Origin of the sequence: Propionispira raffinosivorans DSM 20765 (genome assembly GCF_000381065.1) — a bacterium.
GTDB classification, from domain to species: Bacteria; Bacillota; Negativicutes; order Selenomonadales; family Selenomonadaceae; genus Propionispira; species Propionispira raffinosivorans.
In genome coordinates, this window is the sequence record NZ_KB905860.1 from 20,719 (window position 1) to 46,496 (window position 25,778).

The window sequence follows — 25,778 nt, forward strand, 5'->3', positions numbered from 1 at the left end:
GAATCGTCAAGCCGTTCGCAATGTATTCAGCGATGATTTTCGTCCACTTTTGCAGACGATATCGATGATGTTTAAACAAAATCAAATTTAACACGTTTGTTAAATTTGCTAGCAATTTCTGTAAGTGTTTTTGTGGATGGACTCATATTGCCGTTTTCTATTCTGGCAATTGTTGATTGTGGTTTAGCAACAATATTAGCAAATTCTCTTTGAGATAATCCATAGGATTGTCTAAAATTCTGCAGAGCAATTGCTATATCAAGATTACTTGATTCTTTAACAATTCTATCGTAAATTTCCGGATCAGTTTTAGCTTTTTTATCTATATATTTTCTAATGTCATTCATTTAATAGTTCCCCCTTTAAATAAGCATCCAGTATTTGTTTAGCATGTTTTATATCTTCAGCAGGTGTCTTTTGTGTTTTTTTAGTAAGTCCATGCGTAATAATATATCGATTATTCACAACATGAAAATAAAAAGCTCGTTGAATGTTACTAGCACGTTTAGACCGAACTTCAAAAACATGATCAGTAAATTTTTTAACCCATTCCATTTTACTTGCTGTTATAATACCAACTTCCTCAATTTTTAATATTAATGCTAATAGTTTATCTCTATCTGGATTTGGTAAACTATCTAAAAAATCTTCAAATTCACAGGACCCATTTTTTTACGTGCAAACTCAAAATTAATATTTTCCATAACTTAATGATAGCATATACGCTATCACCAAGCAACAAATAATCTATATTTAAACTAAACAATTGACGAGAGAAACATTTATTGTGAAAACATTTCCCAGAAAAATTCGTATTAAACAGACATAATTAAATGGGAATTTTTATAAATCAATTATAGGAGTTGTATTATGACAATGCACCCTGTAAGATATTTCAGAAACAAAAAAGCGACACAGCAAAATCACCATGTCGTTCTCTCTTTAGCATAACTTTTCATATCAACCCAATATTTAGGAAGACAATAGGACTGTTTATTTTTCCGGCAAAGCAAGATCCGCACCATTTGTACTAATAATTTTTTTGTAGTAGTCAAAAGAGGCTTTTTTACGACGTTTCAATGTGCCATTTCCATCGTTGTCTTTGTCAACATAGATAAAACCATAACGTTTCTTCATCTCGCCGGTACCAGCACTTACGATATCAAATGGACCCCACCATGTATAGCCAAGAATATCACAGCCGTCCGCTATCGCTTCACGCAATGCAGCGACGTGTTTCGCAAGGTATTTCATGCGATCGAGGTCGTAGATACTGCCATCTGCAGCTATGGTATCCACTGTGCCAAGACCGTTTTCGACAATAAAGATTGGCTTTTGGTAGCGGTCATAGAGTTCATTGCAGGTATATCGGAAACCAATCGGGTCAATAGCCCATCCCCAATCCGATTTTTCAAGATAAGGATTGTCAATACCGACGCTGCCACCCGTATTGTATTTCATCTCCACGTTAGAAGCAAAGTTAGAGGTACGATAATAGCTGAAGCCAAGATAGTCATTTGTATATTTTGCGATAAGCTCAAGTTCACCTTTTCTGATATCTAGCTTGACACCCATTTCCTCCATCATTCGCAGTGAGTATCCAGGATATTTACCTCGCATCATAACATCTGAGTAAAAAAGCGAGCGCCGGCGGAAGTTGTAAGTTTCAAAGATATCCTCAGGTTTGCAGGTATTAGGATAGACGTTGCTCAACGACAGCATGCAGCCAATACGCGCGTTAGGCATAAGCTCATGGCATAGTTTCACCGCCTTAGCGTTAGCAACAAACATATTATGACTGGCCTGAAAGGCATCTCCAAACCAAGAAGTATCCTTGTTTTTAATATCGATGGCTGCCGCCAAATATGGAAGACGAAGCGTATTATTAATTTCATTAAAAGTCATCCAATACTTGACCTTGCTCTTATAACGTTTAAAAATAGTTTCACAGTAATGTTCAAAGAGCGGAATGAGCTTTCGGCTTGCCCAGCCATTATATTTTTTTGCGAGATAAAGCGGTGTTTCATAGTGTGAAATCGTGATGACTGGCTCTATGCCATACTTCAGACATTCGTCGAAAAGTTCATCATAGAATCTTAGTCCCTTTTCATTTGGTTCTATTTCCTCACCAGTTGGGAAGATACGTGCCCAGGAAATCGAGGTGCGAAAACATTTAAATCCCATCTCTGCCATGAGTTTAACGTCTTCCTTATAATGATGGTAGAAGTCAACAGCTTCATGTGATGGATAGTAATTTTTCTCGTCAATTTCCGCTACAATGTGCGCAAAACGATCACTGCCACCCGGAAGTACATCTGAGATATTTAATCCCTTGTCATCTTCCAGATAAGCTCCTTCACATTGGTTAGCAGCAACTGCACCACCCCAAAGAAAGTCTTTTGGAAAAGTTGTTGTCATTTGAAACCCTCCTCTACTCCAGATCATCACCATTGGAATCGATGACTTTTTTGTACCAGTAAAATGATTTTTTGCGTGAACGGTTATAGGTTCCCCTGTTCTCATCGTCGAGATCAACATAGATGAAACCATAGCGCTTGCTCATTTGGCAGGTTGACATACTCACCATATCAATACAGCCCCAGGGTGTATACCCCATAATATCAACTCCATCATCAATGGCATCAGCAATAGCCTGAATGTGCTGACGGAAATAATCAATACGATCATCGTCTATTATGCTGCCGTCCGGATGCAAAACATCTTTGCTGCCAAGTCCATTTTCTACTATGAAGAGTGGTCGGCGATAGCGATCATACATATCGATGAGTGCATAGTGCAGCCCTGTCGGATCGACCTGCCAATTCCATTCGGTTATGTCAAGGAATGGATTCTTAACCCCTTGTGAAAGATTGCCATTAACCTTTTCTTTTTTTGCAGCGTCGATACTTGAAACCATCGACATATAATAGCTAAAGGAAACGAAATCGACTGTATAGCATTTGATAATCTCTTCATCCCCTGGTTCCATATGAATCTGGATGTTTTCTTTTTTCCAATAATTTTTTATGAAAACCGGATACTCACCGAAGACCTGTACATCGGAATAGAAATAGTTATTACGATTGTCTTTAAGTGCCAAAAGACAATTCTTGGGATTGCAGTTTTCCGGATAAGTAAGTGTGCGCGTTACCATGCATCCCATTTTGGCATCCGGAATAATTTCATGCAGGTATTTCGTAGCAAGCGCACTACCGACAAATTGATGATGTAGTGCCTGATAGATAATTTCCTCCTGCTTTTCCTTCGGATAGCGGTCTGTTACGACGCCTATAGTCGTAAATGGATGACGGAAGACGCTGTCGATTTCATTGAAGGTCAACCAATATTTGACAAGATTTTTATAGCGCTTAAAAACAACCTTGCAATACTTTACAAACAGATCCGTGACAGGACGCTGGTACCAGCCGTCATAATGGTTAACAAGGTATAGAGGCATTTCGTAATGATGCAGCGTAACAAGCGGCTCAATGCCGCGCTTTTTCATTTCACTAAAAAGGCTTTCATAGAAGGCCAGTCCCTTTTCGTTGGGTTGATCCTCGATTCCAGTCGGAAAAATGCGTGTCCACGCAATCGAAACACGCAGAACTTTAAAGCCCATTTCAGCAAACAAATCAAGATCTTCCTTATAATGATGGTAAAAATCAATGCCATGACGTTTCGGATATTGCATAATATCATCTGTCTTCATAGCCTTTTCAATATCAGCGGCGGTAATGCCGTGCTGAGCCTTGTAGTCTTTGGGATCTGCCTTTGGTTTGTAGTTGCTGCAATCAGCAACAGACATCCCCTTGCCATCTTCATTCCAGGCACCCTCGCATTGGTTGGCCGCTGTAGCACCACCCCATAAAAATTCTTCTGGGAAGTTATTTTTTCTCATGCTGTATATTCTCCTTTTGATGTTTTTAGACTTCTTCCGCTTCAGCAGCCTTCTTCATTACTTCTTTCTCTGCTTCCTTATTTGCCATAAGAACAAAAGGAATCCATGTAACGACAGCTACTGCAATACTGATAATTTGAACGACAGTTCCCTGCCAGCCGTGGCCTATAAAGGCCCCTAGAATTAATGGCACACCGAAGGGAACGTCAACAATATTACATGGCATGAAGCCAATTTTAGTAAAGAAAAGTGCAATGGCACAGGCAATACCGGAATTGAAAATAAACGGAATAGCAAAAGTTGGATTTAATACCAGCGGCAATCCAAATACGACCGGTTCACTAATGTTGAAAATCGCCGGGCCCAAACCAAGTTTTGCAATCATACGGTGGTCTTCGCGTTTCGAAAACATAAAGATTGCCAAGATGAGTGAAAAAATCATGCCTGCGCCACCTGCTACAACAAAGTTCATCCAAAAGCCATAGGTAACTGCCTGATCAGGAACCTGACCATTGGCGGCCGCGGCAATGTTTGCAGCGATAGCAACAGCCATGAGCGGATTACGGATTGGTGAAATGACGAGCCCGCCATGTATACCGAGGAACCAAAAAAGCTGAGAAAAAATGACAATAGCAAGAATACCAGCCGGACTCTGAAAAACAATCTCAAGCGGTGCTTGCAGAACCTGATAAACAAACTCATTTATGTAGACACCGGTTGCAAGATGAAAAAGTGCTCCGGCGACACTTGCTGTGACGAGCGTAACCATAATAGGAATGAGCGTATTAAATGAAGTTGTAATGCCTACCGGTACAGATGGCGGCATCTTAATCTTAATAGCATTTATTTTGGTAAGTTTCGAGAACAGTCTTACAATTACAATTGTAAGCAGCATACCAACAAAAAGACCTTGTGCACCAAGTGCTGCGCTGGGAATACCAGCGGCTTTTCCCGTTACACTATCCACGGTTATAGTTACAACTTCCGGGATAACAGAACAATAGGAAGCTACAGCAACAACACCTGTGATGTATTCCGGATTTTTATCGTGTTTGGCAAGATTCATTGCAATAAGAAAAATAACAGGAATACTCATAATACCTAATGTAGCAAAGTTCATTGCCGTAAAAGCTACACTCAAATTGCTCAACCAGGGAATCCACTGTGCAAGACCCGTTTTCGGGCTGCAGAGAACCGAATTGAGCAACACGGCAAACGAACCGGCGATAACAAAGGGCATAAATACAGTGAAGGAATCTTTTACACTATTGAGATATTTATTCTCATCGACTTTTTCAGCAATAATCATCAAAGTATCTTCAAACTTTTTTGAAAACATGATATCATCTCCTTTTTTCAGTGACCTAAAGCAGAACCGTATGCTTCTTTGTAACCATATTTTATTATTTTTTATTTACTAACTTCTCTGCTTGTTCGAGTACCGCTGCTCCATCACAGCGTCCATAGGATACAGAATCAATGACATCGACAGGAACTTGTCCGTCAAGAATTTTTGTGACTCTTCGCAGCATATGGCGTACCTGCGGTCCAAGAAGCAATACATCGAAATTACCAAGTTCTGCTTCGATTTTTGTCTGGTCAACAGCCCAGATTTTATAGACCTTCCCTTGTGCCTTAGCGGCTTCTTCCATTTTACTGACAACAAGATTTGTCGACATTCCTGCACAACAAGCTAACATAATATTCATAATGAACACCCTTCCTTTTTGTTAATCTTCCACAATATTTTCTATTCCTAATTTATCGGTTACTTTTTTAAGCATTTTATAGATATGAATAAATTCTTCAGCATTCTTGGTAGTTTCAATAGCCATCGTCAAATGATCCTGCGCATGAACGAGAATAATATTAAGGACAATAGGCTTACCAGCGGCCTCTTGCTGGAGCATTTCGGTCTGGATGCGATGCGCCTCGCAGATGGCCTCCGAGGCTTCTTTCATATTGTTTTCCGCTCCGACAAAATCAAATTCTCGAGCCGCTTCGATGGCCATAAGAGCCGACGAACGTGCAGTACCAGCACTCGTGATCAGCTGAAACGCAACGGTATAATTTTCTTCTTCCATATTCATTCCTCCAGTTCGTTTTCTACCTCGGCAAGCAACTTCTGCAATGCCGAATAGCTTTTTTTCTTGATAAGCTCTGTAATGCCTTCTTTATTTAGAAGAAATTTGGATGTTACACGATAGAATTTTTGCAGTTCTTTATCGGGTTGCTGTCCGATGGATACAAGAAATACAACTTGGACCTCCTTGTCATCCCACCATACAGGCTTTTTAAGAATACCAACACAGACAAATGTACACCGGGTAAGTGCCTTATAAGGATGTGGCATTGCTACACGATTACCGAACGCTGTACGGGCGAGTTTTTCACGCTTAAGAATAGCCTCCAAAAAGTTTTCCGGAAGCTCTTGATATTTTTTAATATGCCTGCACATAAAGTCAAGAATTTCTTCTCGTGAGCCTGTTGGAACCTCTGCTATAAATATTTCCGGACTGAAATAACGTTCACATATACCGGATGGTCCTTGTGCAAGAGCTTTCTTCATAACCTTGATATCCTGATCATCCAGGAAATATTTAATTTCCATAATTGGAACAGGAACCTTGGCAACAATCGGTACCGTAGTAAATATATAATCAATATCGGAAAAATCAACGGTGGCTACAGAGTTGACATTTGATGTTCTGACTTTTTTAATCTGGTCCTTGAATTTTTCCTGGTATTGATATGCCAGAAGCTTTGCGCTGCCCTTGCCAGAAGAACAAACAAGCAAAATGTTTTTCTTTTCCCTCTTCCTATTTTGGCGTTCCAAAGCCAATGCAAAGGAAAGAGCAATATAGCCGATTTCGTCATCTTTAAGTAACTTTTGATAACGATCAGCAATAATGCTGCTGGCCTGGCTCGCCATCGCATAAGCAAGGGCAAAACGTTCTTTGATATCCTTTAGAAGAGGATTACGAAAATTCATGCCACATTGCACACGAACCTTAAGCGGTATAAGATGCTGACAGAGTGCCATTCGAAGCTCAAGATCCCCGCTAAAATCGAACTTGAAGGCCTCATATACGGACCTCAGCATTTGAATAACCATTTCACTTGTTTCATGATCAATTACGATGTTATTACTGCTTTCGTCACCCAACGTGCGCTTCCCGGCTAAATGCAGTGCAGCATAGCGCACTTCTGACTCTGGAAAAGTTAGTTGAAATTTATCCTGGATTTTCCCAACAATATCTTTAGCGATATTATACTCTTCCTGCCCGTAGATTACAGTAAGCCATTCCTCTTCGAGCAGCACATAATGATCTGTTTCAATTCTTTTCACGGCAATAAACAAATGCACAATGAGACTTTGCATGGCTACGTCCGAAAGATGGTAGCCAGATTTTTCCAGACAGCTTAGCACGCATTCAGTTATTACATTTATACCGCTTCCCCGAATAATTTTTGTGAGCGAGTTCTGTGCAACGTAGTTCGCGAGACAAAGTCGCAGATTTACTTCTTTTCCCTCAATTTTGATACCATGCTTTGGCCTGCGAATGAGCTCAATCTGATATTCATGCAAAATATCTTCGATTTCTTTTATATCATTTGTCAGAGTACGCTTAGCGACATAAAGTGCTTCACTCAAATCGTCAATTCGTATATATTCCTTCCGGTGCGACAGATATTCCAGAATATACTGAATTCTTTCCTTATGCGATTGTGGCAGCCCAAACTGTTCAAATTGCTGGCGGGATGTAAGGAAAAATTGATTCCAAAGGCCTTGGTTATAAATCTCAAGCCTATAGCCCACACTAGCCTTGGATTTAACTCCGGCTCCATGATGTTTAATTTCCTTATCAAGCTCCTTTAAAAGATTTCGTACAGTTTTGCTGCTCACATGCAGTTTTTCGGCAAAACATTCTGCCGTCTGGTACTGGTCTGAAAGAGCTCTGATTAATACATACAGGCGATTGTCACTCATTTAGACCCTCCCCTTATCTTTTCCGTAATTTATTATAGCAAATAAAAAAATGAAACTCTACGACGACTTTTTCCATTATAAAGGTGGAAAAACATGCGCGCATAATTCCATTCACTCTGTCAGTTAACCCTTAATTATTCACGTAAATTACAAAATTCAACCCAATACCAATAAATTCAATCATTACATTGTTTGTCGTTTTTCTAAATATTTACATTTTACCCAACGCAAAAATAGGCGACTGAAACCATACCCGCTAGCCATTCAGTCGCCTTATAAAAACCCTATGATAAAAGCTGCTGCATCGTTAATTCTCGAAAGGATTCTCACTGTCCGTAACTTCTGAGTTTCAAATGCTGTTTTCATTGCTAAAGGAACCATTCCATGCCACGTTCTTGATATCAATTTTTATTAAGTCTCTTATTAAACATAATTCATCCTGAACTATTCATCGTGAAGCCAATCGAAAAAGCAGTGCCTTCGCTCGAATATATCGAAGATCTGCGAACTGATTATCATCATATGGAAAGTTTATCTGTAATTTTTGAAACTATATATGTTAATTAATTTCCCAAGTATTGTCCTCTTTAAGTACTGCTGTCAACTTATAAATATTTTCACCAAATATAACTTGTATACTTTGAGGAATTGTCTGCTCTAAAATAGTTCCTTTCTCAAGATCATTATTACTTACAGCCACATAATACATAATCTTAGGGTTATATTTTTGAGGTGTATTTATGAAAGCCGCCTGTACAATGGTACCTATTTCAGACATCCCAATTCCTGTAGCAAAAGCTCTATTAGGAATCATTTTACCTCCCTGAATTGTAAAACTCCCTGCTTCCCCTTTATTTGTCGGTACAGAAAATTTAGGAACCCCATTTAAAAGATCAAATGTAGTGAAATTCTCATTATTTACAGAACAAGACTCATAACCACCTGTAAAAAATGTATTTCCAGGCTGCAGCATTGTCATTTTAGCATCATACCAAACAAAACAGTATTCTTCTGTCCATTCAAATCTTATTTCACTATTAGGTGCCATTTTATAAGGACTTACAAGCCATGCAAGTGAAAAAACATCGTCTGACTGTTGTAATAGTTTTTGGTACATATAAAATGTCCAATCACATGAACTGCTGTTTTTGCAAGTTAAACTATATGCAGGACTGTCCGTATTGGATAACGTAGCATTTAAAATATACATAAAATTTCTCCTTTAAGTTGCTAAATTAATTACAGTCATAACCAAAAAAGTTTATGTAATATTTAATTACACAAACTTTTTCAAAATCCTATTAATTTGTTACAAATAACACTAATAGAAACGTTTTTTCTATTAATCACATTGTAAATAGTTCTTAAGTAGTATACAGTTACCATCGGATTTAGTCTTCATATAAAACCCTGTTCCATTTCCCCCGCTATTGCCACATGCGTAACTATTGTGATGATTACAAATAGGAATTAAATATACCGAGCTCCCCTTCTCCACTATTTTAGCCTCACAACCTAAAATAATATGACCACCTAAAATATAATCACTACACTTATAACCATCAAATGCTTTGTTTGTCTTTGGATCATAAAATTTACCATCTGTAACACATTCCGTACAGGCAATACCATTATTCGTCAAAAGTTTTAACCATGACGAGCTTGGGTTCGGATCATCCTTACTGCCAATAATATTTGCAAATTCCATGCCAGCTGCATAACCTTGAACACTTCCAAAAACGGAACGAACTGGCACAATAATATATTCTTCATTATAATCATTGATCGGATTCCATAAATCATGAAACCTGTATATTTTGGGATCATCCGTCTTTTTATAAACTACTTTACATAAATGTTCTTGTTCATGAGTTAATTTTAAGCTTTCCCCCGCTTCGGTTGAAGGTAAATAAATATGTTTATTTTCCATAATAATTACTCTCCTATATTCGTTTTTAAGATTAATAATTGATTTAATGGTCATATGGTATCAAATCAAATAGAGCCTTGTTATTTTAACAAAACTCTATTCAATTCGATTTTATTTAATTTTATTTTTTCATAGCTGCAAGTAATCTTGCATTACTTGCTTTTAGAGTTGTACTTTCCGACCAAGTATTATTTTCATTGAATGTCAAAGACTTAGAATATACATTTATTGGATATGCAACTTTCATTGTTTCGCTAACCGCATTTAAATCGATAACTACACCTTCTTCATAACGACCAAATGCAACCCAATATTCTGGATGCGGCAAGAAAGAAAAGTTGAAGTTTGGTGTTGCCGGTATCGCAAAAGTAGGATTTCCAGACATTCCTATACCAATAGAAGCTTCACCATCTGGTATTGTCGCATCTGTAAATATAGCTAACGATCCCGCATTGGCTGATTTTGTAGCAGCAGTAAACAAATATGCACCATTTTGTTTTGAAAAGCCCGTGGTATTCTTACTTGTATCTGATGGATCACAATCTTTTAATTCTGAAGCATCAAAATAAACGCCTGGTGACAATATCCCCGTTTCACTCCACGCAAAACTATAATCAATTGTCCATCTAAATTTAAGGCTTGTCCCAGGATGGCATGATTTTGAAAACCACGCAAGTGAATATAAGTTATCATACTGATCTTGATTCGGGCATTTCTGATAAACAACGACACTTCCACTTTGTTTAGAACTGTTTGTTACATTTAAAGTATACTGGGTTGACATAATAAACCACTCCTTTTAAAATAAAATTATTTTTATAAAAAATGAGTTTCCCCATTTTCTAACAGGATAAGACTAACTCTTTTAAATAATCTTTTTTATTAAGGTTTATCTATTATCAAAATAAAATCAGTAATGATTATATTTATTACTTACTCTCTATGCATGCAGTATAGCATTATCAATCGGAATAAAATTGGAATATTTTCCGATTTATTCTCGTAAATATTCTAAAATATCTTCAGCGGCTTTTTTTAATCCTTTATTTTCATAGTAAGTTGCTAATTTATCCAATAATTCTAGATAACGAAAATCATAATATGCTTCTAATACTTCTGTCCATTCATAAGAATCTTCCATCAAAAGAGGTCCCCTATAAAGCCCTAAAGCTTGTTTCCAAGCCTCTTGATTCTCATTTTCTTTATACAGTACATCAAATTCGATAATATCACATCTAAGATTTTCTAAAACCAACGACAATTTACCATATGTTTCTAAAATAATTTTTTTTTAAAACAAGAACGAATATATTGACAAATTTTATACAAACTATCTAATGCATGTTTTGAATCAACATCTGGCCATAATCTTTCTGAAATAATTCTTTTTTCTAAACCAACTCCACGTTCACATACTAATAATGCAATCAATTCTTCAGCCTTTTTATGTTTTAAACAAATAGGCTTATCATCTACAAAAATACCAAAGTGTTTAAAGCACTGTATAAATATTCCTTCATTATAGATTTTTATGCTTTTATAGTCTGAAAATTTTTTTATTTGAATCTTTTATACTATCGTTGCATTTTTTCTGTTCAAACCTAACTGGTGATAATACAATATCATTTTTTTCTATTCTACAATTTATTTTATCGCCTTTATTTAAGTTTAATTTACGAACGATTATAGCTGGAATAGTAACTTGTGATTTACTCCCAAATTTTATTATCATAATAAATCAGTCCTTTTTAAATTTTTAGTTGAATATTATTTGATAACTTGCATTCAATTTAGATAAATTATGCATTCCCCCTATATTGTCACTGTTACTAAATATTCACACTTTTCACAGCACAAAAATAGACGCCCAAAAGAATATTACCTATTCGTTCAGTCGCCTTATAAAAATCCACTATATCGTAAGTTTTTAATTTCACCTATTTGCCAAGCATCTGCCATTTCGCCACTTCTTTTCGTATAGATTGCTGTACATTTTCTTACAAAAATCGAGCAGTTCCCTACTTCAAGTGTTACAATGATTCTTGATGTCGACATTAAAATCAAAAAACTTACATTTTAAAATTATTCAAAATAATTAAATTTTATTCAATTATAAACCTTTCGTTTTGTGATTTCAAGTAAATACTAGATAAAAACTTGCATTCAATTATTGCTTCATTCTTTTCCTTTATTTTAATGATTTTATAAAAAAGTACATAGGCTGCCCATTCGGACTTATCCATTCACGATATATCTCAAAGCCTAATTTCTTTTGCAATGCAATACTGGCGGGATTATCGACTCGTACATTTCCAGCCGCAATTTTATAACCAAGATTTTTCGCATATTCCAGGGCTAACTTTTCCCCTTGAAAACCATAACCCTGCCGATAATATTCCAGAAAAATTTCAAGACCAATGCTTACAGCCGAACTCGTATGCTGATAAAGAGAAACGGTTCCTTTTATCTTTTGATCTTCTGTAATTGCAAACATTTCAAAATAACGCCCTTGATAGTCCTTTTTATTCCACTTCTCGATCATAGTCTTTACCTCTTCAATTGGCTGATCATAGATCGGTTGCTTTTGCAATATAGCTATATCCTGCAATGTAAAATTTCGAATAGAAACCATGGCTGTCTCCTTTTTATGGTAGTAATTATCTACCAATTTCTGTTTATTAATAAACCTACAATAAAGCAAATTACTGTCGGATTCATATTATTTATTCTTTTCGTTTTACTACAAAACCCCACTTCTGGTAATAATTATATTACCAGAAGTGGGGTTTTAAACTTTTTTACAAGTCTGCATTTATAGAAAAATTAATTTTCTCAATTATTCAACCGTTACTGATTTTGCAAGATTACGTGGCTTATCTACATCACACTGACGCGTAATTGCAGCATAATAAGCAAGCAATTGAAGCGGTACTACCGTTAAGATCGGAATCAAAAGTTCATCGGTTTCCGGAACTTTAATTACATGATCGACATATTTTTCCAGTTCTGAATCATTAGCTGAAGCAATACCAATTACAACAGCATCGCGAGCTTTTACTTCTTTGATATTGCTCAAAGTTTTTTCATAAACATTTTTCTGTGTTGCCAAAGCAATAACAGGAACACCTTCGATGATGAGCGCTAACGTACCATGTTTGAGTTCCCCTGCTGCATATGCTTCCGCATGAATATAGGAAATTTCTTTTAACTTCAAAGAGCCTTCCAAGGCTACAGCATAATCTAAAGAACGACCAATGAAGAACACATCTTCATTAAAACCATATTCTTTAGCAAATGTCTTGATCGGTTCTACGTCTTCTAATGTTTCACTGATCTGCGCTGGAATCTGATGAAGCTGCGTAAGCAGTTCTTTCGTGCGTTCTGGCGTAACAGTACCTTTGATGCCAGCCATATACATTGCTAACATGAACATCGTAATAAGCTGCGTTGTATATGCTTTAGTTGATGCTACAGCAATTTCCGGACCTGCCCAGGTATAGATAACCTGATCCGCTTCACGAGCGATTGAAGAACCAACTACATTGGTAATAGCCAATGTTTTTGCGCCTAAACGTTTTGATTCTTTAAGGGCCGCTAAAGTATCACTTGTTTCACCAGATTGACTAACCACGATTGTTAACGTACGATCATCGATGATTGGGGAACGATATCTAAATTCCGAAGCAATATCGACTTCAACCGGAATTCGTACTAATTTTTCAATATAATATTTACCAACGAGCGCTGCATTATAAGCTGTACCACAAGCTACAACAAAAATCTTCTGGAATGAATCTAAATATTCTTTATTCCATTTGAGTTCCTCCATAATAATGGCACTATTGTCTTTCGCAACACGAGCTGACATTGTTTCACGAACTGCTTTTGGCTGTTCATGGATTTCTTTGAGCATGAAATGTTCATAACCGCCTTTTTCAGCTGCTTCCGCATTCCAATTTACTTCAAATATTTTTTTCGTTACCGGCTGACCTTCACGATTTGTAATCCAGATTGAATCTTTTTTGACTACAGCAACCTCACCATCATTGATGATATACGTTTTGCGAGTCCGTGCAATAATAGCCGGGATATCGGATGCAATGAAATTTTCACCATCGCCAAGACCAATAACTAATGGATTATCTTTTTTCGTGCAAATCAATTTATCTGGATCATTTTTGGACATAAATACCAAAGAATATGAACCATCAATACGTTTTAATACTTCACGCACCGCAGCTTCAAAATCGCCAGTATACAATTCTTCCAATAAATGAGCAATGACTTCTGTATCTGTTTCTGATTTAAATTCATGACCTTTTTTAATAAGCTGTTCTTTAAGCGACATATAATTTTCGATAATCCCGTTATGAACCACAACAAAATCACCAGAACAATCTGTATGCGGATGTGAATTACGATCCGAAGGACGACCATGCGTTGCCCATCTTGTATGACCAATACCTACACAGCCTACCGGTACGTGTCCTTCAAGTTTTTCTTTAAGAGCAGCTAAACGTCCCACTGTTTTTTCAACATTAATTGTTTCACCATCAAAGACAGCAATTCCTGCGGAATCATACCCACGATATTCTAATTTTGTTAAACCTTCGATAAGAAATGGCGCTGCCTGTTTTGTACCTACGTAACCAACGATACCACACATAATGTATATCCTCCAATAATTTTTCGTAATTTTTTACATTTTAATAAGATGCTGCATTTTCAGCATCTTTGCCAATCTTATCCTGTTTGTCTGCCATTTATAAACCGTATTGTTCCACAAGTCACCTTGCGGGTTTATCGGCTTTTTTCGACTATGGCTTAGCCGAGAGGCATCCGCTGATAATTCGACAACCTCTTCCTCGTCCTCTTGCTTCACAAGCAAGAGCTAGCGCTAAAGTTTTCACTTTTTCCGTAAACTCGTTTTCCCTCCAGTCTCAATTCATCAAAATAAACAACAGGATCAATTTAATTCAATTTTATTATAACATTACAAAGGAGCACGCAAGTGCTCCTTCGCATGTTTCATATTCTAATATATCTTGATCAAATAATCAAGCCCTAAGATTTTTAAACAGTTTGCTCACCAAGGAAAAATTCTCCATATTCTAATTTTTAATGACCGTAACGCTGAAAAATATAACATAAATTCACTTTAATTTTTATTAAAGTACCTTTCGAAAAACATATTTTGCAACAACGGCCTGAAACAAGAACAAAATGGTAAGCATTCCAAAGGCAGCCGTCAGACTAGTCCGTTGTGCGACAAAACCTATCACAGCCGGCCCCATAAGTATCCCCAAATATCCCATAGTCGTAACCGCAGAAACCGCGATTGGAATTGGCATCACCTTTTGGCGGCCTAGCAAAGAATAAAACACCGGAACGATATTTGCAGCCCCTGCACCAACAAAGAAAAATCCAGCCAGCGACAAGATTGCCCCTGGTGCCAGCATCGCCAGTAAAAATCCAAAGCCGGCTAAAACACCGCCACCAATTACAATGTATTTTTCGCCAAATTTCTGCACAATTCTATCACCAGCCAGCCTTACAATTAACATTGACCCTGAAAAAGCTGCATAGGCAAAACCAGACAGCGATAAATCAAAATCACGCACCGAAGTCAAAAAAACGCCCCCCCAGTCAAGCACTGCACCTTCTGCTAAAAAAGAAATAGAACATAATATCCCGATGACAGCCACAATTCCTTTTGGAAAGGCAAGTGAGGACGAAGCAGGCCCATCACCACCATAAGGCAGCAAATGAGGCACAAATATACCTAATACAACAAACATAATAATCACAATACTCAAGATCGTCGTGATCGGAGATAACCCCATATACATAAGCATACTAAAAATAGCCGCCCCCATAAAACCACCGACGCTCCAAAGTCCATGCATTCCCGACATCAATCGTTTACCCGAAGCCTTCTCAACAAGCACAGCGTGAAGATTAACTACAACATCCAAAGTTCCCATCGCTGCACCAAAAATGAATAATGCTCCAATCAGCATTGTCAGGTTTGTCATCAAACTGATAGCAAATAAAACCAAGGCATACAAAATACCCACCAAGCCTAGAACCACTCTACAGCCAAAACGTGAAGCCATAAGGCCAGCCAAAGGCATTGTAACCGCAGACCCCAGACCAATACATAAAAGCAGCAAGCCGAGTGTATCTTCCGCCAAGCCAAAGCGGATTTTGATAAAAGGAACGAGCGGTGCCCACGCGGCAACACCAAACCCAGCAATAAAAAACAAAGCTTTTGTCGCTCGCTGCTGCCAGATACTCGATGGCACACACTTATGTTGTCTTACATTCTCTATAATTTCTTCCATAATAATCTCCAATATATATATTTTCAATCTCCATTTTTTCCTTTTTGTCGTAATAAAATAATCGACTAGAGATCACTTTTTTTATTATGTTCCTGTCTATCATGGATCAGCCTAAGTAGGCGAGACAACATTTCGGATTCTTTTTCCATTCCCATTTTCCCCAAATGAATAGCTGGTTTTGTCGCACCATGAAAATCACTGCCAATTGTTGCCAAAAGGTCATATTCTTTACATTTTTTCCGATAAAACTCTACTGTTTCTATATCATGATAACTACTATACACTTCAATGCCATCAATACCCTCATCAATGATCCCTTCGGCTAGTTTTTCATCCACACCGATATTAGCTCCCGGGTGAGCCAGTACCGCTGCACCACCAGTATCATGGATGATTTTAATTGCTTCACCTAGTTTCATGAACTGCATCGGTACATGTGCCGCCTTTCCTTGTGCACAAAAATCCCAATAAAAATTCACATATGGATTATCACTGCGGCTGCCACCAGACCGATAGGGCTGCAGCAATATATTTTCATCATTTCTTCTATCACTTAAAGCAACCTCTGCAAGTATTTCAGCCGTAACAACACCACGAACAGCAAGTTTCATAACTTGTTGTTCATCAAATACAATTCCCAAATCTTTTATGAGCCGCATATATTGACGTGAAGCTTGTTTTTCCTGTGTCTGAACTGCTGTTTTAATTTCAGCAAAAATCTCTGCTGAACTATCAATTCCATAGCCTAATAAATGCAAATTACGTCCTAAATGTTCACAATCCAATTCAATACCGGAGATCAACTTCAACCCGCATTTATTTGCTACCGCCTCAGCTTGCTTAACACCAGAAACCGAATTATGATCTGTAACAGCTACTGTTTTTAAATTCGCAGCCGAACAGGACTCCATAAGCTGTTCTGGTGAAAACTCACCATCATTACTGTTATTCGAATGCATATGCAAATCTAACCAATATTCCATACAACAACCTGCTTTCTATTTTTTAATGGGTTTTACATTTTCCGTCAAATTTTCCAATGCAAGCTGACGGATTCCTCTGGCAAAATCTTCATTAAAGTTTTTATTTATAATCAATTCAGGTAAAAAGGCTTGGTTTATTGATTGTTCACACAATCTTGAAATTTCCTGCTCCATCCCTTGGGAAAAAGCTTCCCCGTATAAAATAACCTTTGACGGATTGTATAAACTGGTAATAGCAAGAATCATCCGCTGTGAAGCTTCTTGGAGGGAAAATTCCGTGGGCCCAATCTCGTTCCACTTAATCCCTATGGGCAGATATTTAATCTCCCCGGCAAAACCATCCCGCCCTTTATAAATTTTCCCATTTATAAAAATCCCGGCTCCTGGTGGATAGTTCGTTGGAAAATAAATGCCCACCACACATTCATCCGTAAAATTTTTTTTGGTAGAACAATACCCAATAACTGCAGCACAGACATCATTTTCAAAAATGACTGGCAAATGAAATTGTTCTTTGAAATGATCCGTAAACGCGATGCCGCGCAGTCCCCTATAATCAAAAATGGAGAGCTTCCCATTTATTTCTCTGCCGGGTATTCCACAAGCAAGCAAGCTGATTTTAGGATATTTCTGCAAATAAAATTCAACAATTTTATCAAAATCATCGATTTGAATATTTTGCAGAGTTTTTATCTCTGTTTCAATACTTTCACCGAATAAATTATCAACAGAAATAAACGCGGTGTCTTTGCCATCCACTTCACGCATATAAATCGTTAAGGCCAAGCGATGATTTTCATTAAAATGATATTCTGCTGCGGGTCTGCCCCCAGTGGCTGCTATTGTAGAACCCTCAAAAACCTCACCATTTTCTAAAAGTATTTTAATTAAGGTATTGATCGTAACCACACTAAGTCCGGTTAGCTCCGCCAGCTGTGGCTTAGATGCCTGTTTACAGCTTTGTATCGTGCTACGCAATACATTGAGATTCATTTCTCGCATAAGCGTAATATTTACACTCATTATCAAAATTCACGTCCTCTCCGCTTAGTAAAGTATATTTATAAACATACTTTACTAAATAAATTATAAAATGTCAAGCTTTTGATAAACCTATATTTCCGCTTAACGCGCAGCCACCTCCATATAAACGCAAAAAGCCCGCACAACCTGCGGGGCTTAAATTGCAAATGATGCGGAACACAGGACGTGAACCTGCACGTCATGGGACGATTGTGCTTTTCGTTGTTGCTCTGCAATTGTATCAGCTTGACTTTCTGCTCTCATTACCTTCCATATCGATTAATCTTTTTATCTTTCTTTCATTGAAAACCTACGGCTGCAATGTTAAAATACTATGAATATTGTATAAAACCAATCCGGTTTAAACATTTTATAAACAAGCAAAAAAATCATTGTAAAGAAGTGGATATATTATTTTGAAAAAAATCATTTGTATGATCATTGTTCTAATAGTCATGCCATCTTATTATTTTATTCAAAAAGATCTTAATCATAATGAACAAAAGGAGCCACAGTCTGAGCCAACATCCACATTTACAGAAACACTTGCCCCATCAGACACTTTTGTGGAAATAGGCGATTCTTTTGTATATAAGGATCAATCCATTCAGTACATGCTTATTTTCCCTGCAAAATATACCAAAACTGAAAACGAATGGCCTTTAATTTTCTTTTTACATGGTAGTTCTCTCCGTGGAGAAAATTTAGATTTAGTAAAAGAATATGGTCCAACGTGGATAGCTGAACAACGCCCAAATTTTCCATTTGTCGTTCTCGCACCACAATGCCCTGAAGGTGATGATTGGGTGAATAAATCAGACATTCTTATTGCCCTACTTGATGATGTTTTAAAAAAATATCGTATCGATCAAAATAGAGTTTATTTAACTGGAGTAAGCCTTGGCGGTAGAGGTGCATGGACACTAGCTTCTCATTATCCAGAGTACTTTGCCGCACTAGCACCATTAGCTGCTGCTAGTCAAAGCCTCCCAGCTTGTTGGAACAAACAATTACTTACTATACCGGTTTGGGCTTTTCACGGTGAAAAAGACCCCATTGTTCCATTGAAAAATGATGAAGCACTAATTGATTCACTGCGTAATCAAGGCGGTACACCTCGTTTCACAATACTGCCAGGACAAGGGCACAACATTGCTTGGGTATATAAAAACAAAGAACTTTATGATTGGTTTCTGAGTAATACTCGTCACCCTTGATACACAATGCCATTTTACGATAGCATCCCGCCCTTTGATAAAACCGTGCAGTTTGCTTTTGCAAAAGTGAGGAATTTTCACTTGCAAGTCAAGACCGCCTGTAAAACAGGCGGCTTGCACCGAGCCTATAAGGCTCCTTTACTTGCCTGCACCTAAAAGTGCTGACTTTCTCTTTGTTCAAGCCACTTTGCACTTATTACCTAACTAACCCCTAAAAGGGTCTTCTAACTCTTTTACACTTATTTTATCTATCATTTGATCCGTTTTTTCTTGTTCTCGAATATATTTCGCTATTGTTGCTTCATTAATGCCTACTGTACTCACATAGTATCCTCTAGACCAAAAATGTCTGTTCCCAAATTTATATTTCAAATTCGTATGCCTATCAAATATCATTAACGAACTTTTCCCTTTTATGTATCCTACAACATTTGATACACTATATTTAGGCGGTATCGACAATAATAGATGTATATGATCTGGCATTAAGTGCCCTTCTATTATCTCCACGCCTTTGTACTTGCACAAATCCTTAATAATATCCCTTATATCTAATTTAATTTATTGTATATGATTTTGCGCCTATACTTCGGCATAAATATGATGTGATACTTGCACATCCATTTTGTGTGTGCTAAACTTTTATCCATAGATCTCATTCCTCCGTTTATATAATGTGGCCTGAACAATCACATTATATCTCTTCGAATGAGATTTTTTTGTTTAACATATCATATTATCCACCCGTTTAACGGGTGGTTTTTAGTTTCGGCTTATGGGCCTCAACTCGCTGAAGCGTACAAGAAAAGGCAGCCTATTCATAAGCTGCCTGCATTGTGCTATAATATTGTCTGGAGATAGTTGATGGTGTCGGTTTTTCCTACTCCCAGAGTAGGGGGTGGTTCTATGACAATTTTTGAAGCTTTATCGTTAATGATAAGTTTCGGTATACTGATCGTAACCATTCTTTCATCCCGTAAATAACGGCATGAAAAAAACCGCCTAAACGGTTAAGCGGGTTCTTTTCAAAAGATTATTTTAGAGGAGAGCCGACGCATCCGACATCAACTATCTCTTTGTTTATATTATAGCAAAGTCTTGATAAATTATCAATGGATATCACTCGCTACGGCGGGTGATTTTTTATTTGCCGTAAAATAGAATTCATACAAATTTTCTTCTTCATCAATATTCTAATAAATTATCTTACTGTTGTTTTTCCCTCTTACTCAAATTGCTAATGTTTCGCTCTTTGCTGGTCATTTCTTTCTTTTTGCGTTCATCTTTAACCGTCTGAGGTTTGACCCCCACGTCTTTGAGCTTTGCAGCATTGTCAGAAGAAGGATCTTTAATGTACCCATCAAGGGCTTTTTGCTTTTCCTTTATTAATCTGTCTTTATCAGATATTGCTATGGATTTTATATCAGACATTTTAGATTCTTCAATACTTCTAAAGCCGATCGCTTTTAATAATCGGTCATCCCATTCATCATGCGTTTGATGATATTTATCGCTGTCGTCGTTGATTTTTTGCTTGCACGCCTCCCCTGACAAACACGACCTTTAAAATTCCAAAAGTCAGCATAGCCTTTGCCGATGACTGCAAAGAAACTTTATTTTCGGCAGGCATTGGCACCACCGCCTCTACTCCGTGACATCATCGACGAGCACCACAGGAACAGCACCATTGGTCTCTTTCGATTTATTACTGCGCATTAATTCTAGCTTCTGCCGATCAAGATCAAGCTTAGCGATATCCATGCGCTCTTTCTGTAATTGGGCTTCAATCTTTCGTACAAAATCAAGGCCACGCTGAATCGATTGCTCGTAAAAATCATCCTTGAGGCTATAATTAAAGCCGGCAGAAAAACCTTTCAATTTTTCATCCGGCTTTTTGTTTTGCTGTTCACGAATTAAGCGATTGACTTTATAGCGGGCGACCTGCAGCTCATATTCCAAACTGTCGATCTTGCCCGACTCCTCAAACAGTTCCATATCGTCAATAGGGATGATCTTCGCATACAAGCCATGCGTAACAGCGTTATGATTACCTGGTGGCGCATGACCACCTTTGTTACCTTTGGCATATTGATTGCCCTTTGGTGCCGGCTTTGGCGCACTCTTTTTTGTGTGCACACTTTTTTCATTTTGTGTGCACACCTTTTTTGACCACTTATATCTCGTTTTCCATGACTTGACGGTATTGAGAGATACACTGTATTTCGCCGCGATATCCTTATATTTCAGGCCTGCAACATAGTCTTTCTCAGCCTGCTGTATTTTGTCGTTGCTCACATAATCACCACCACCTCATTGAGTGTTTGTTTTGTTTTTGGACATTAAAAAAGCACCCCGAAAGATGCTTATAGCAAATTGCAAAACGTGCAAGTTACCTTTTATATTATTATTTTTGCAATATAGATAAATGGTCAAAATAGTCTTTGGCGTTTTCTACTACAGTATAATAACTAAGCGTTTGATCCTCATTGTTTATTAATTCACCTATCTCTTTTAGTTCCTTATTATATTGGTCATAGCTTTCCCTTAATCTTTCAATTTCCGCCTTCCCAATCGGGTCGTCAATAATCATTCCTACCGTTGATTCTAATTTACCACCAACAAAACGGCTCACTTCTGATATTGCTTTAAAATCATTCAATTTCTTTACTACTTCTAAAATCTTAGAAGATAAGTTTTTATTAATATATAAATTATTTTTGAAATAAAATATAGAAAAATCTTCTAGTTTAGAACTAAAATCTGTTATAAGTTCCTTATATTTTTGATCGTCAAATGACATTTGATAATGATAAACATTTTGGGTTAATATAGCACATTCATAAATATATTCTAAAACTTTACTAACAGATTCATATTCTTTGTCAAATCGTTGTTGTGTTACATATTTTTTTACATCAAGTTCTGCTTTCGTTTTTTCTATATACGATTGAATAAAGGTGTCGGTAATTTTTGCACCCCAAAATTTTATTATAACTAGAATTGCTCCTGTACTGCCAAGCAATGTACCCAAAAACGATGAAATATCCATATCTATCATGTTGTCAGCTCCTTTTATCTTTGTTTATAATATTTGACAAAACAAAAGGGATATCCTGTAAACTTGACTTTTTTCTCTTTGAACTCCATGCAAATCAGCAATAGCCATTCAGAATCAAAATACACAACAATTGCCCCACCAAAGATTAACCACGCAATAAATGCCATCATCAAATCCCGATCTTTATTTACCAGCTTCCATATTCACTCTTAACCAGTTCCTTAATCTCAACCGCCTTTCTTTCTAGCCACTTTTGCTTAGCTTCCTGCACTTCTTTATCAGTATTTGCATAGGCATTGATGATCGTCTGATTTCCCGCTTTGAGGTCTGCTCTGCAATTGCGCCAATCTTTGCCGTACTGAGCAAAAGACCATTGATACTATACACCTCAACAGCCTTGATATTTAGAAAAGCACGTAGAAAAAGCCACCAGCAGAGTTGCCAGCGGCTTATGTGTGATTCTTCACGTTCTCTTAGTATATCATATAAAATGGGGATTTTTTTCCGAAATTATCTAATATTACAAGCATTTATTTTATAAATTATCCCATTCCATTCTCATTGAATTACCATATGCTTGTTCAAAAACTGCAATCGCAGCCCTATTTACCGTAGAGAAATCAGCAAAATCTCTATTTTGACCTGTTATTTCATTCGCATGAAGACCATCTTGTATTTGTTCCGCTGTATTTATTAAATTAAGATATACAGCCTTTGTATTGTTATAGCTATCACAAGTCAACCCATCACATTGTTTTTTCAAACAATATAAATAATGCCTATGCGAATCGCTTTCTTTGTAGTTTGTTACCGATGGAATATTTCCATTAAAAAGCACCTGACAATATTCATTCATCATTTTTTCTGATGGCTTCAAGAGTTCTAAAACATTAAGTCGTTTTGCTATATCCAAAAAAATAACTTTATATTCTGATAAAACTTGTGGCGCATAATACCATAGTGAACGTTGCCCTCCACCGGAAATTAGCGTCTCAAAATGTTTCGATTGAAACCATCGTAAATTCAAAAAACTACCTGATGCAATTGCATCACATTTTGCCAAACTCAAACAAAGCAATTGATGATTTGCATACCCTACAATAACTTTTTTATTAGATAATTTTATTCCTGCAACCAAATTCATCAAATTAGCAACCCAATTTGGATTTTCTACCAAATACTCACTTTTTGTATTCTTATTAGTCATTGGGGGATGCTCACAAACAATATATACACCTTCCACGTCCCACTTTTCAACACATTGGATAATACTTTCAACTGCACTTTCATCATTAAGGATGTTGCTTCCCAAGGCTAAAGTATGATAAATCTTTTTATTCCCATATTTTCGCCCAAAATCTATGATTTTATTTTGTATCGTATTCCATCTAGCATCAAATTTATTTATAATTTCTGTTGGCAAAATAAAAAAGTCTGTACTTGCCATTTCATTCAATACATGTAATTTTTCAATTACAGTGTCATAATTTCCATTTTGCATATATGTTATATTTTCATTTGGCCAATAATCATACAATTGAAGATTCTTTTGATGTTTTCGAGGATAATATAATTGTGGGTCAATAACAATTTTCCCATTGAAATTTTTTGCTGATTTTGCAAAAGTTTCTATTTTTCCAGGTTTAATATTCATTGGGCTAAGGATAATTGAACCCCCACTGAATTTTTTTATTAAATCAATAGATAATTGCTGCGTACCATGACCCATTTGAATGTATAGTTCCATTTTAACAACTCCTAATAAATAAAAGTTTTTTCTGCCGTAACTAACCATTCCAGTGCTTTCTTAGAATTACGAGGACGTCGAGATGGATATTTTGACATCATAGAACTTATCAGTCCCATAAACTGTTGTTCTTGGTCTCCAGCTAACACATAATTAATTGGAATTATAGTTTCCGTTCTTTGAAGAATATCTAGATGCCCATTAGCACCCTTAGTAAAAGGATTTACACCCGTCACACATTCATAAGTCACCACTCCCAATGAAAAAAGATCTGCCCGTGAGTCAATGTCCATCTTTAAATTATTGAATTGTTCTGGAGCTGAATACCCTGGTGTGTGTGGGCCCATCATTGCTTGAGTTGCTGTTAACGAGGGTAATTCTAAATTTCTAGCTATTCCAAAATCTAAAAAATAAACCTTTTCATTATTAAGGATAATATTATCTGGCTTAATGTCTCTATGCACAACATGTATTTTTTCTAAAGCAGCGATAAATTCCAAGCCCTGTTTTAGAAAGCCTGCCGCATCTTTCAATGAAAATTTATATCCACTGTTTATTTGCGATTTTAAATCAGTACCATTTATTTTTTCTTCCACAATGTATAGCGTCTCCGCACCCTCATAGCAAACATACCCTGAATCATAAATCTTAGGTACAGCCTCACTATTTATACCCCTACAAATATCTATTTCACGCAAAACTCTTGGATCCCTTGGTTCATAACACAGCTTTATTACAACATCTCCATATATAAGATGTTTTCCTAAAAAAACCTTTTTCTGTCCACCTCTACGATACATACTCACATCATCATAATCTTTAATTAATTCTTCAAATGTATGCATAAAATATTAGCTCCTTAATCTAACTATAATAGTTTCCTATCCACTCGTTAAACTGTAAAGATAAATAACTTACTGGTGAAGAAAGTTTTTGAGCTGGAACAATTTTTTTAAAATTTCTTTTTTTACAATATAAACCTATTCCTATTTTCGAAAAATTTTCTATTGTATTTTTCTGTGGTGAATTAGAATTTGTTAACGCATATGATTGTGATGCAAACCATGTATTTATAAAAGACTGTTTTGCAACTTTTTTTATATCACCAATTTTAGCCTCGACTGAAATTAAGTCTTTTATACTATAAATCTGTTTAATCTCTTTTGCACGCCACGAGTATCCCCTACGATAAATTAGTTTAGAATCATATAATTTTTCAATTGATGTTATTATTTGCTTTTCTGGGAATTTCAGCATATCAATTAGATTTGCTCCACTCATTCCCTTCGAGTGGACAATTTGGAATAATATTTTTAAGTCATATAGATTAAGTGTCTTTCTAGCTTCAGACCACATATCAACAATATTGGGGTTATATACAGCAAAAACAATATCTGGAAATCCTGACAATATTCTAGGTTCAATGAATACCGCTAAATTATAACGATTACCTTTCTTTAAAAAATTATCACTATAATAATCTATAAAATCATTTACTAAATTTAGTTCGGCCCCTTCTGTACTATTTCGCTTATATAACCCTATAGATGATATATCGTGATTGAAAATTTGAATACGTTCCATCTT

The 25,778-nt window shown here is 36.7% G+C and carries 26 protein-coding genes and 2 pseudogenes; 2 read left to right on the plus strand and 26 right to left on the minus strand.

What is annotated here, in order from left to right:
* Positions 1 to 71: 71 nt before the first annotated feature.
* The 19 genes and pseudogenes from F606_RS0115310 to F606_RS0115400 all read right to left on the minus strand — a co-directional run bounded on the left by F606_RS0115310 (position 72) and on the right by F606_RS0115400 (position 18,169).
* Positions 72 to 347, minus strand: coding sequence for a helix-turn-helix domain-containing protein (locus F606_RS0115310; RefSeq protein WP_019554768.1), 276 nt, complete (start codon positions 345 to 347; stop codon positions 72 to 74).
* Positions 340 to 636: pseudogene (locus tag F606_RS21315) on the minus strand (type II toxin-antitoxin system RelE/ParE family toxin); the annotation flags it as partial. The pseudogene F606_RS21315 and the gene F606_RS0115310, both read right to left, overlap by 8 nt.
* A 357-nt stretch (positions 637 to 993) precedes the next feature.
* Positions 994 to 2,418, minus strand: a complete 1,425-nt coding sequence (locus F606_RS0115320; protein ID WP_019554770.1) for a glycoside hydrolase family 1 protein — start codon at positions 2,416 to 2,418, stop codon at positions 994 to 996.
* Between the two features lie 13 nt (positions 2,419 to 2,431).
* Positions 2,432 to 3,898 (minus strand): glycoside hydrolase family 1 protein, encoded by a 1,467-nt coding sequence (locus F606_RS0115325; protein ID WP_019554771.1) that lies wholly within the window; start codon positions 3,896 to 3,898, stop codon positions 2,432 to 2,434.
* Between the two features lie 25 nt (positions 3,899 to 3,923).
* Positions 3,924 to 5,237 (minus strand): PTS sugar transporter subunit IIC, encoded by a 1,314-nt coding sequence (locus F606_RS0115330; protein WP_019554772.1) that lies wholly within the window; start codon positions 5,235 to 5,237, stop codon positions 3,924 to 3,926.
* Between the two features lie 64 nt (positions 5,238 to 5,301).
* Entirely contained in the window at positions 5,302 to 5,607 is a 306-nt protein-coding gene (locus F606_RS0115335) for a PTS sugar transporter subunit IIB (protein ID WP_019554773.1), read from the minus strand.
* Between the two features lie 21 nt (positions 5,608 to 5,628).
* A complete protein-coding gene (locus tag F606_RS0115340) occupies positions 5,629 to 5,982 on the minus strand; it encodes a PTS sugar transporter subunit IIA (protein ID WP_019554774.1) in 354 nt (117 codons plus the stop codon).
* A gap of 2 nt (positions 5,983 to 5,984) precedes the next feature.
* Positions 5,985 to 7,889 (minus strand): BglG family transcription antiterminator, encoded by a 1,905-nt coding sequence (locus F606_RS0115345; RefSeq protein WP_019554775.1) that lies wholly within the window; start codon positions 7,887 to 7,889, stop codon positions 5,985 to 5,987.
* Positions 7,890 to 8,448: 559 nt separating this feature from the next.
* Entirely contained in the window at positions 8,449 to 9,099 is a 651-nt protein-coding gene (locus F606_RS21320; RefSeq protein ID WP_019554776.1) for a RhiA family protein, read from the minus strand.
* 132 nt (positions 9,100 to 9,231) lie between these two features.
* Positions 9,232 to 9,819, minus strand: a complete 588-nt coding sequence (locus tag F606_RS0115355) for a hypothetical protein (RefSeq protein ID WP_019554777.1) — start codon at positions 9,817 to 9,819, stop codon at positions 9,232 to 9,234.
* 121 nt (positions 9,820 to 9,940) lie between these two features.
* Positions 9,941 to 10,603 carry a RhiA family protein gene (locus tag F606_RS0115360; protein WP_019554778.1) on the minus strand — a complete coding sequence of 221 codons (663 nt, stop codon included), beginning with the start codon at positions 10,601 to 10,603 and terminating at the stop codon, positions 9,941 to 9,943.
* A 210-nt stretch (positions 10,604 to 10,813) separates the two neighbouring features.
* Entirely contained in the window at positions 10,814 to 11,074 is a 261-nt protein-coding gene (locus tag F606_RS0115365; RefSeq protein ID WP_019554779.1) for a hypothetical protein, read from the minus strand.
* 282 nt (positions 11,075 to 11,356) lie between these two features.
* The gene (locus F606_RS23990) at positions 11,357 to 11,551 is read right to left on the minus strand and encodes an AbrB/MazE/SpoVT family DNA-binding domain-containing protein (protein WP_019554781.1); all 195 of its coding nucleotides are present in this window, start codon (positions 11,549 to 11,551) and stop codon (positions 11,357 to 11,359) included.
* Between the two features lie 167 nt (positions 11,552 to 11,718).
* Entirely contained in the window at positions 11,719 to 11,874 is a 156-nt protein-coding gene (locus tag F606_RS23525) for a hypothetical protein (protein WP_211210083.1), read from the minus strand.
* Between the two features lie 133 nt (positions 11,875 to 12,007).
* Entirely contained in the window at positions 12,008 to 12,451 is a 444-nt protein-coding gene (locus F606_RS0115380; RefSeq protein ID WP_019554782.1) for a GNAT family N-acetyltransferase, read from the minus strand.
* A 204-nt stretch (positions 12,452 to 12,655) separates the two neighbouring features.
* The gene (glmS, locus tag F606_RS0115385; protein WP_019554783.1) at positions 12,656 to 14,485 is read right to left on the minus strand and encodes a glutamine--fructose-6-phosphate transaminase (isomerizing); all 1,830 of its coding nucleotides are present in this window, start codon (positions 14,483 to 14,485) and stop codon (positions 12,656 to 12,658) included.
* Positions 14,486 to 14,987: 502 nt separating this feature from the next.
* A complete protein-coding gene (locus F606_RS0115390) occupies positions 14,988 to 16,163 on the minus strand; it encodes an MFS transporter (RefSeq protein ID WP_019554784.1) in 1,176 nt (391 codons plus the stop codon).
* A gap of 65 nt (positions 16,164 to 16,228) precedes the next feature.
* Positions 16,229 to 17,146: a PHP domain-containing protein gene (locus F606_RS0115395; protein WP_019554785.1), complete on the minus strand. Its 918-nt coding sequence runs from the start codon at positions 17,144 to 17,146 to the stop codon at positions 16,229 to 16,231.
* Between the two features lie 15 nt (positions 17,147 to 17,161).
* Positions 17,162 to 18,169 (minus strand): ROK family protein, encoded by a 1,008-nt coding sequence (locus F606_RS0115400; RefSeq protein ID WP_019554786.1) that lies wholly within the window; start codon positions 18,167 to 18,169, stop codon positions 17,162 to 17,164.
* Positions 18,170 to 18,585: 416 nt separating this feature from the next.
* Between F606_RS0115400 and F606_RS0115405 the strand changes: the two genes are divergently transcribed.
* Positions 18,586 to 19,386 carry a carboxylesterase family protein gene (locus F606_RS0115405; protein ID WP_019554787.1) on the plus strand — a complete coding sequence of 267 codons (801 nt, stop codon included), beginning with the start codon at positions 18,586 to 18,588 and terminating at the stop codon, positions 19,384 to 19,386.
* Positions 19,387 to 19,590: 204 nt separating this feature from the next.
* On the opposite strand, the pseudogene tnpA reads toward F606_RS0115405, so the two are convergent.
* Positions 19,591 to 20,045, minus strand: a pseudogene (gene tnpA, locus F606_RS21980) (IS200/IS605 family transposase).
* Positions 20,046 to 20,292: 247 nt separating this feature from the next.
* Between tnpA and F606_RS23995 the strand changes: the two are divergent.
* Complete coding sequence (locus tag F606_RS23995) at positions 20,293 to 20,370, plus strand: putative holin-like toxin (protein ID WP_407635982.1); 78 nt, start codon at positions 20,293 to 20,295, stop codon at positions 20,368 to 20,370.
* Between the two features lie 222 nt (positions 20,371 to 20,592).
* Here the strand turns inward: F606_RS23995 and F606_RS23260 are convergent, their stop codons facing one another.
* The 6 genes from F606_RS23260 to F606_RS0115440 all read right to left on the minus strand — a co-directional run bounded on the left by F606_RS23260 (position 20,593) and on the right by F606_RS0115440 (position 25,775).
* A complete protein-coding gene (locus F606_RS23260) occupies positions 20,593 to 20,940 on the minus strand; it encodes a hypothetical protein (RefSeq protein WP_026329433.1) in 348 nt (115 codons plus the stop codon).
* Positions 20,941 to 21,030: 90 nt separating this feature from the next.
* Positions 21,031 to 21,681 carry a terminase gpP N-terminus-related DNA-binding protein gene (locus F606_RS22405; protein WP_019554791.1) on the minus strand — a complete coding sequence of 217 codons (651 nt, stop codon included), beginning with the start codon at positions 21,679 to 21,681 and terminating at the stop codon, positions 21,031 to 21,033.
* Between the two features lie 109 nt (positions 21,682 to 21,790).
* Positions 21,791 to 22,444, minus strand: coding sequence for a hypothetical protein (locus F606_RS0115425; protein WP_019554792.1), 654 nt, complete (start codon positions 22,442 to 22,444; stop codon positions 21,791 to 21,793).
* A gap of 535 nt (positions 22,445 to 22,979) precedes the next feature.
* Positions 22,980 to 24,191, minus strand: a complete 1,212-nt coding sequence (locus F606_RS0115430) for a hypothetical protein (protein ID WP_019554793.1) — start codon at positions 24,189 to 24,191, stop codon at positions 22,980 to 22,982.
* A gap of 11 nt (positions 24,192 to 24,202) precedes the next feature.
* Positions 24,203 to 25,036, minus strand: a complete 834-nt coding sequence (locus F606_RS0115435; RefSeq protein ID WP_019554794.1) for a serine/threonine-protein kinase — start codon at positions 25,034 to 25,036, stop codon at positions 24,203 to 24,205.
* A 19-nt stretch (positions 25,037 to 25,055) separates the two neighbouring features.
* Positions 25,056 to 25,775 (minus strand): hypothetical protein, encoded by a 720-nt coding sequence (locus F606_RS0115440; protein WP_019554795.1) that lies wholly within the window; start codon positions 25,773 to 25,775, stop codon positions 25,056 to 25,058.
* Positions 25,776 to 25,778: the final 3 nt, after the last annotated feature.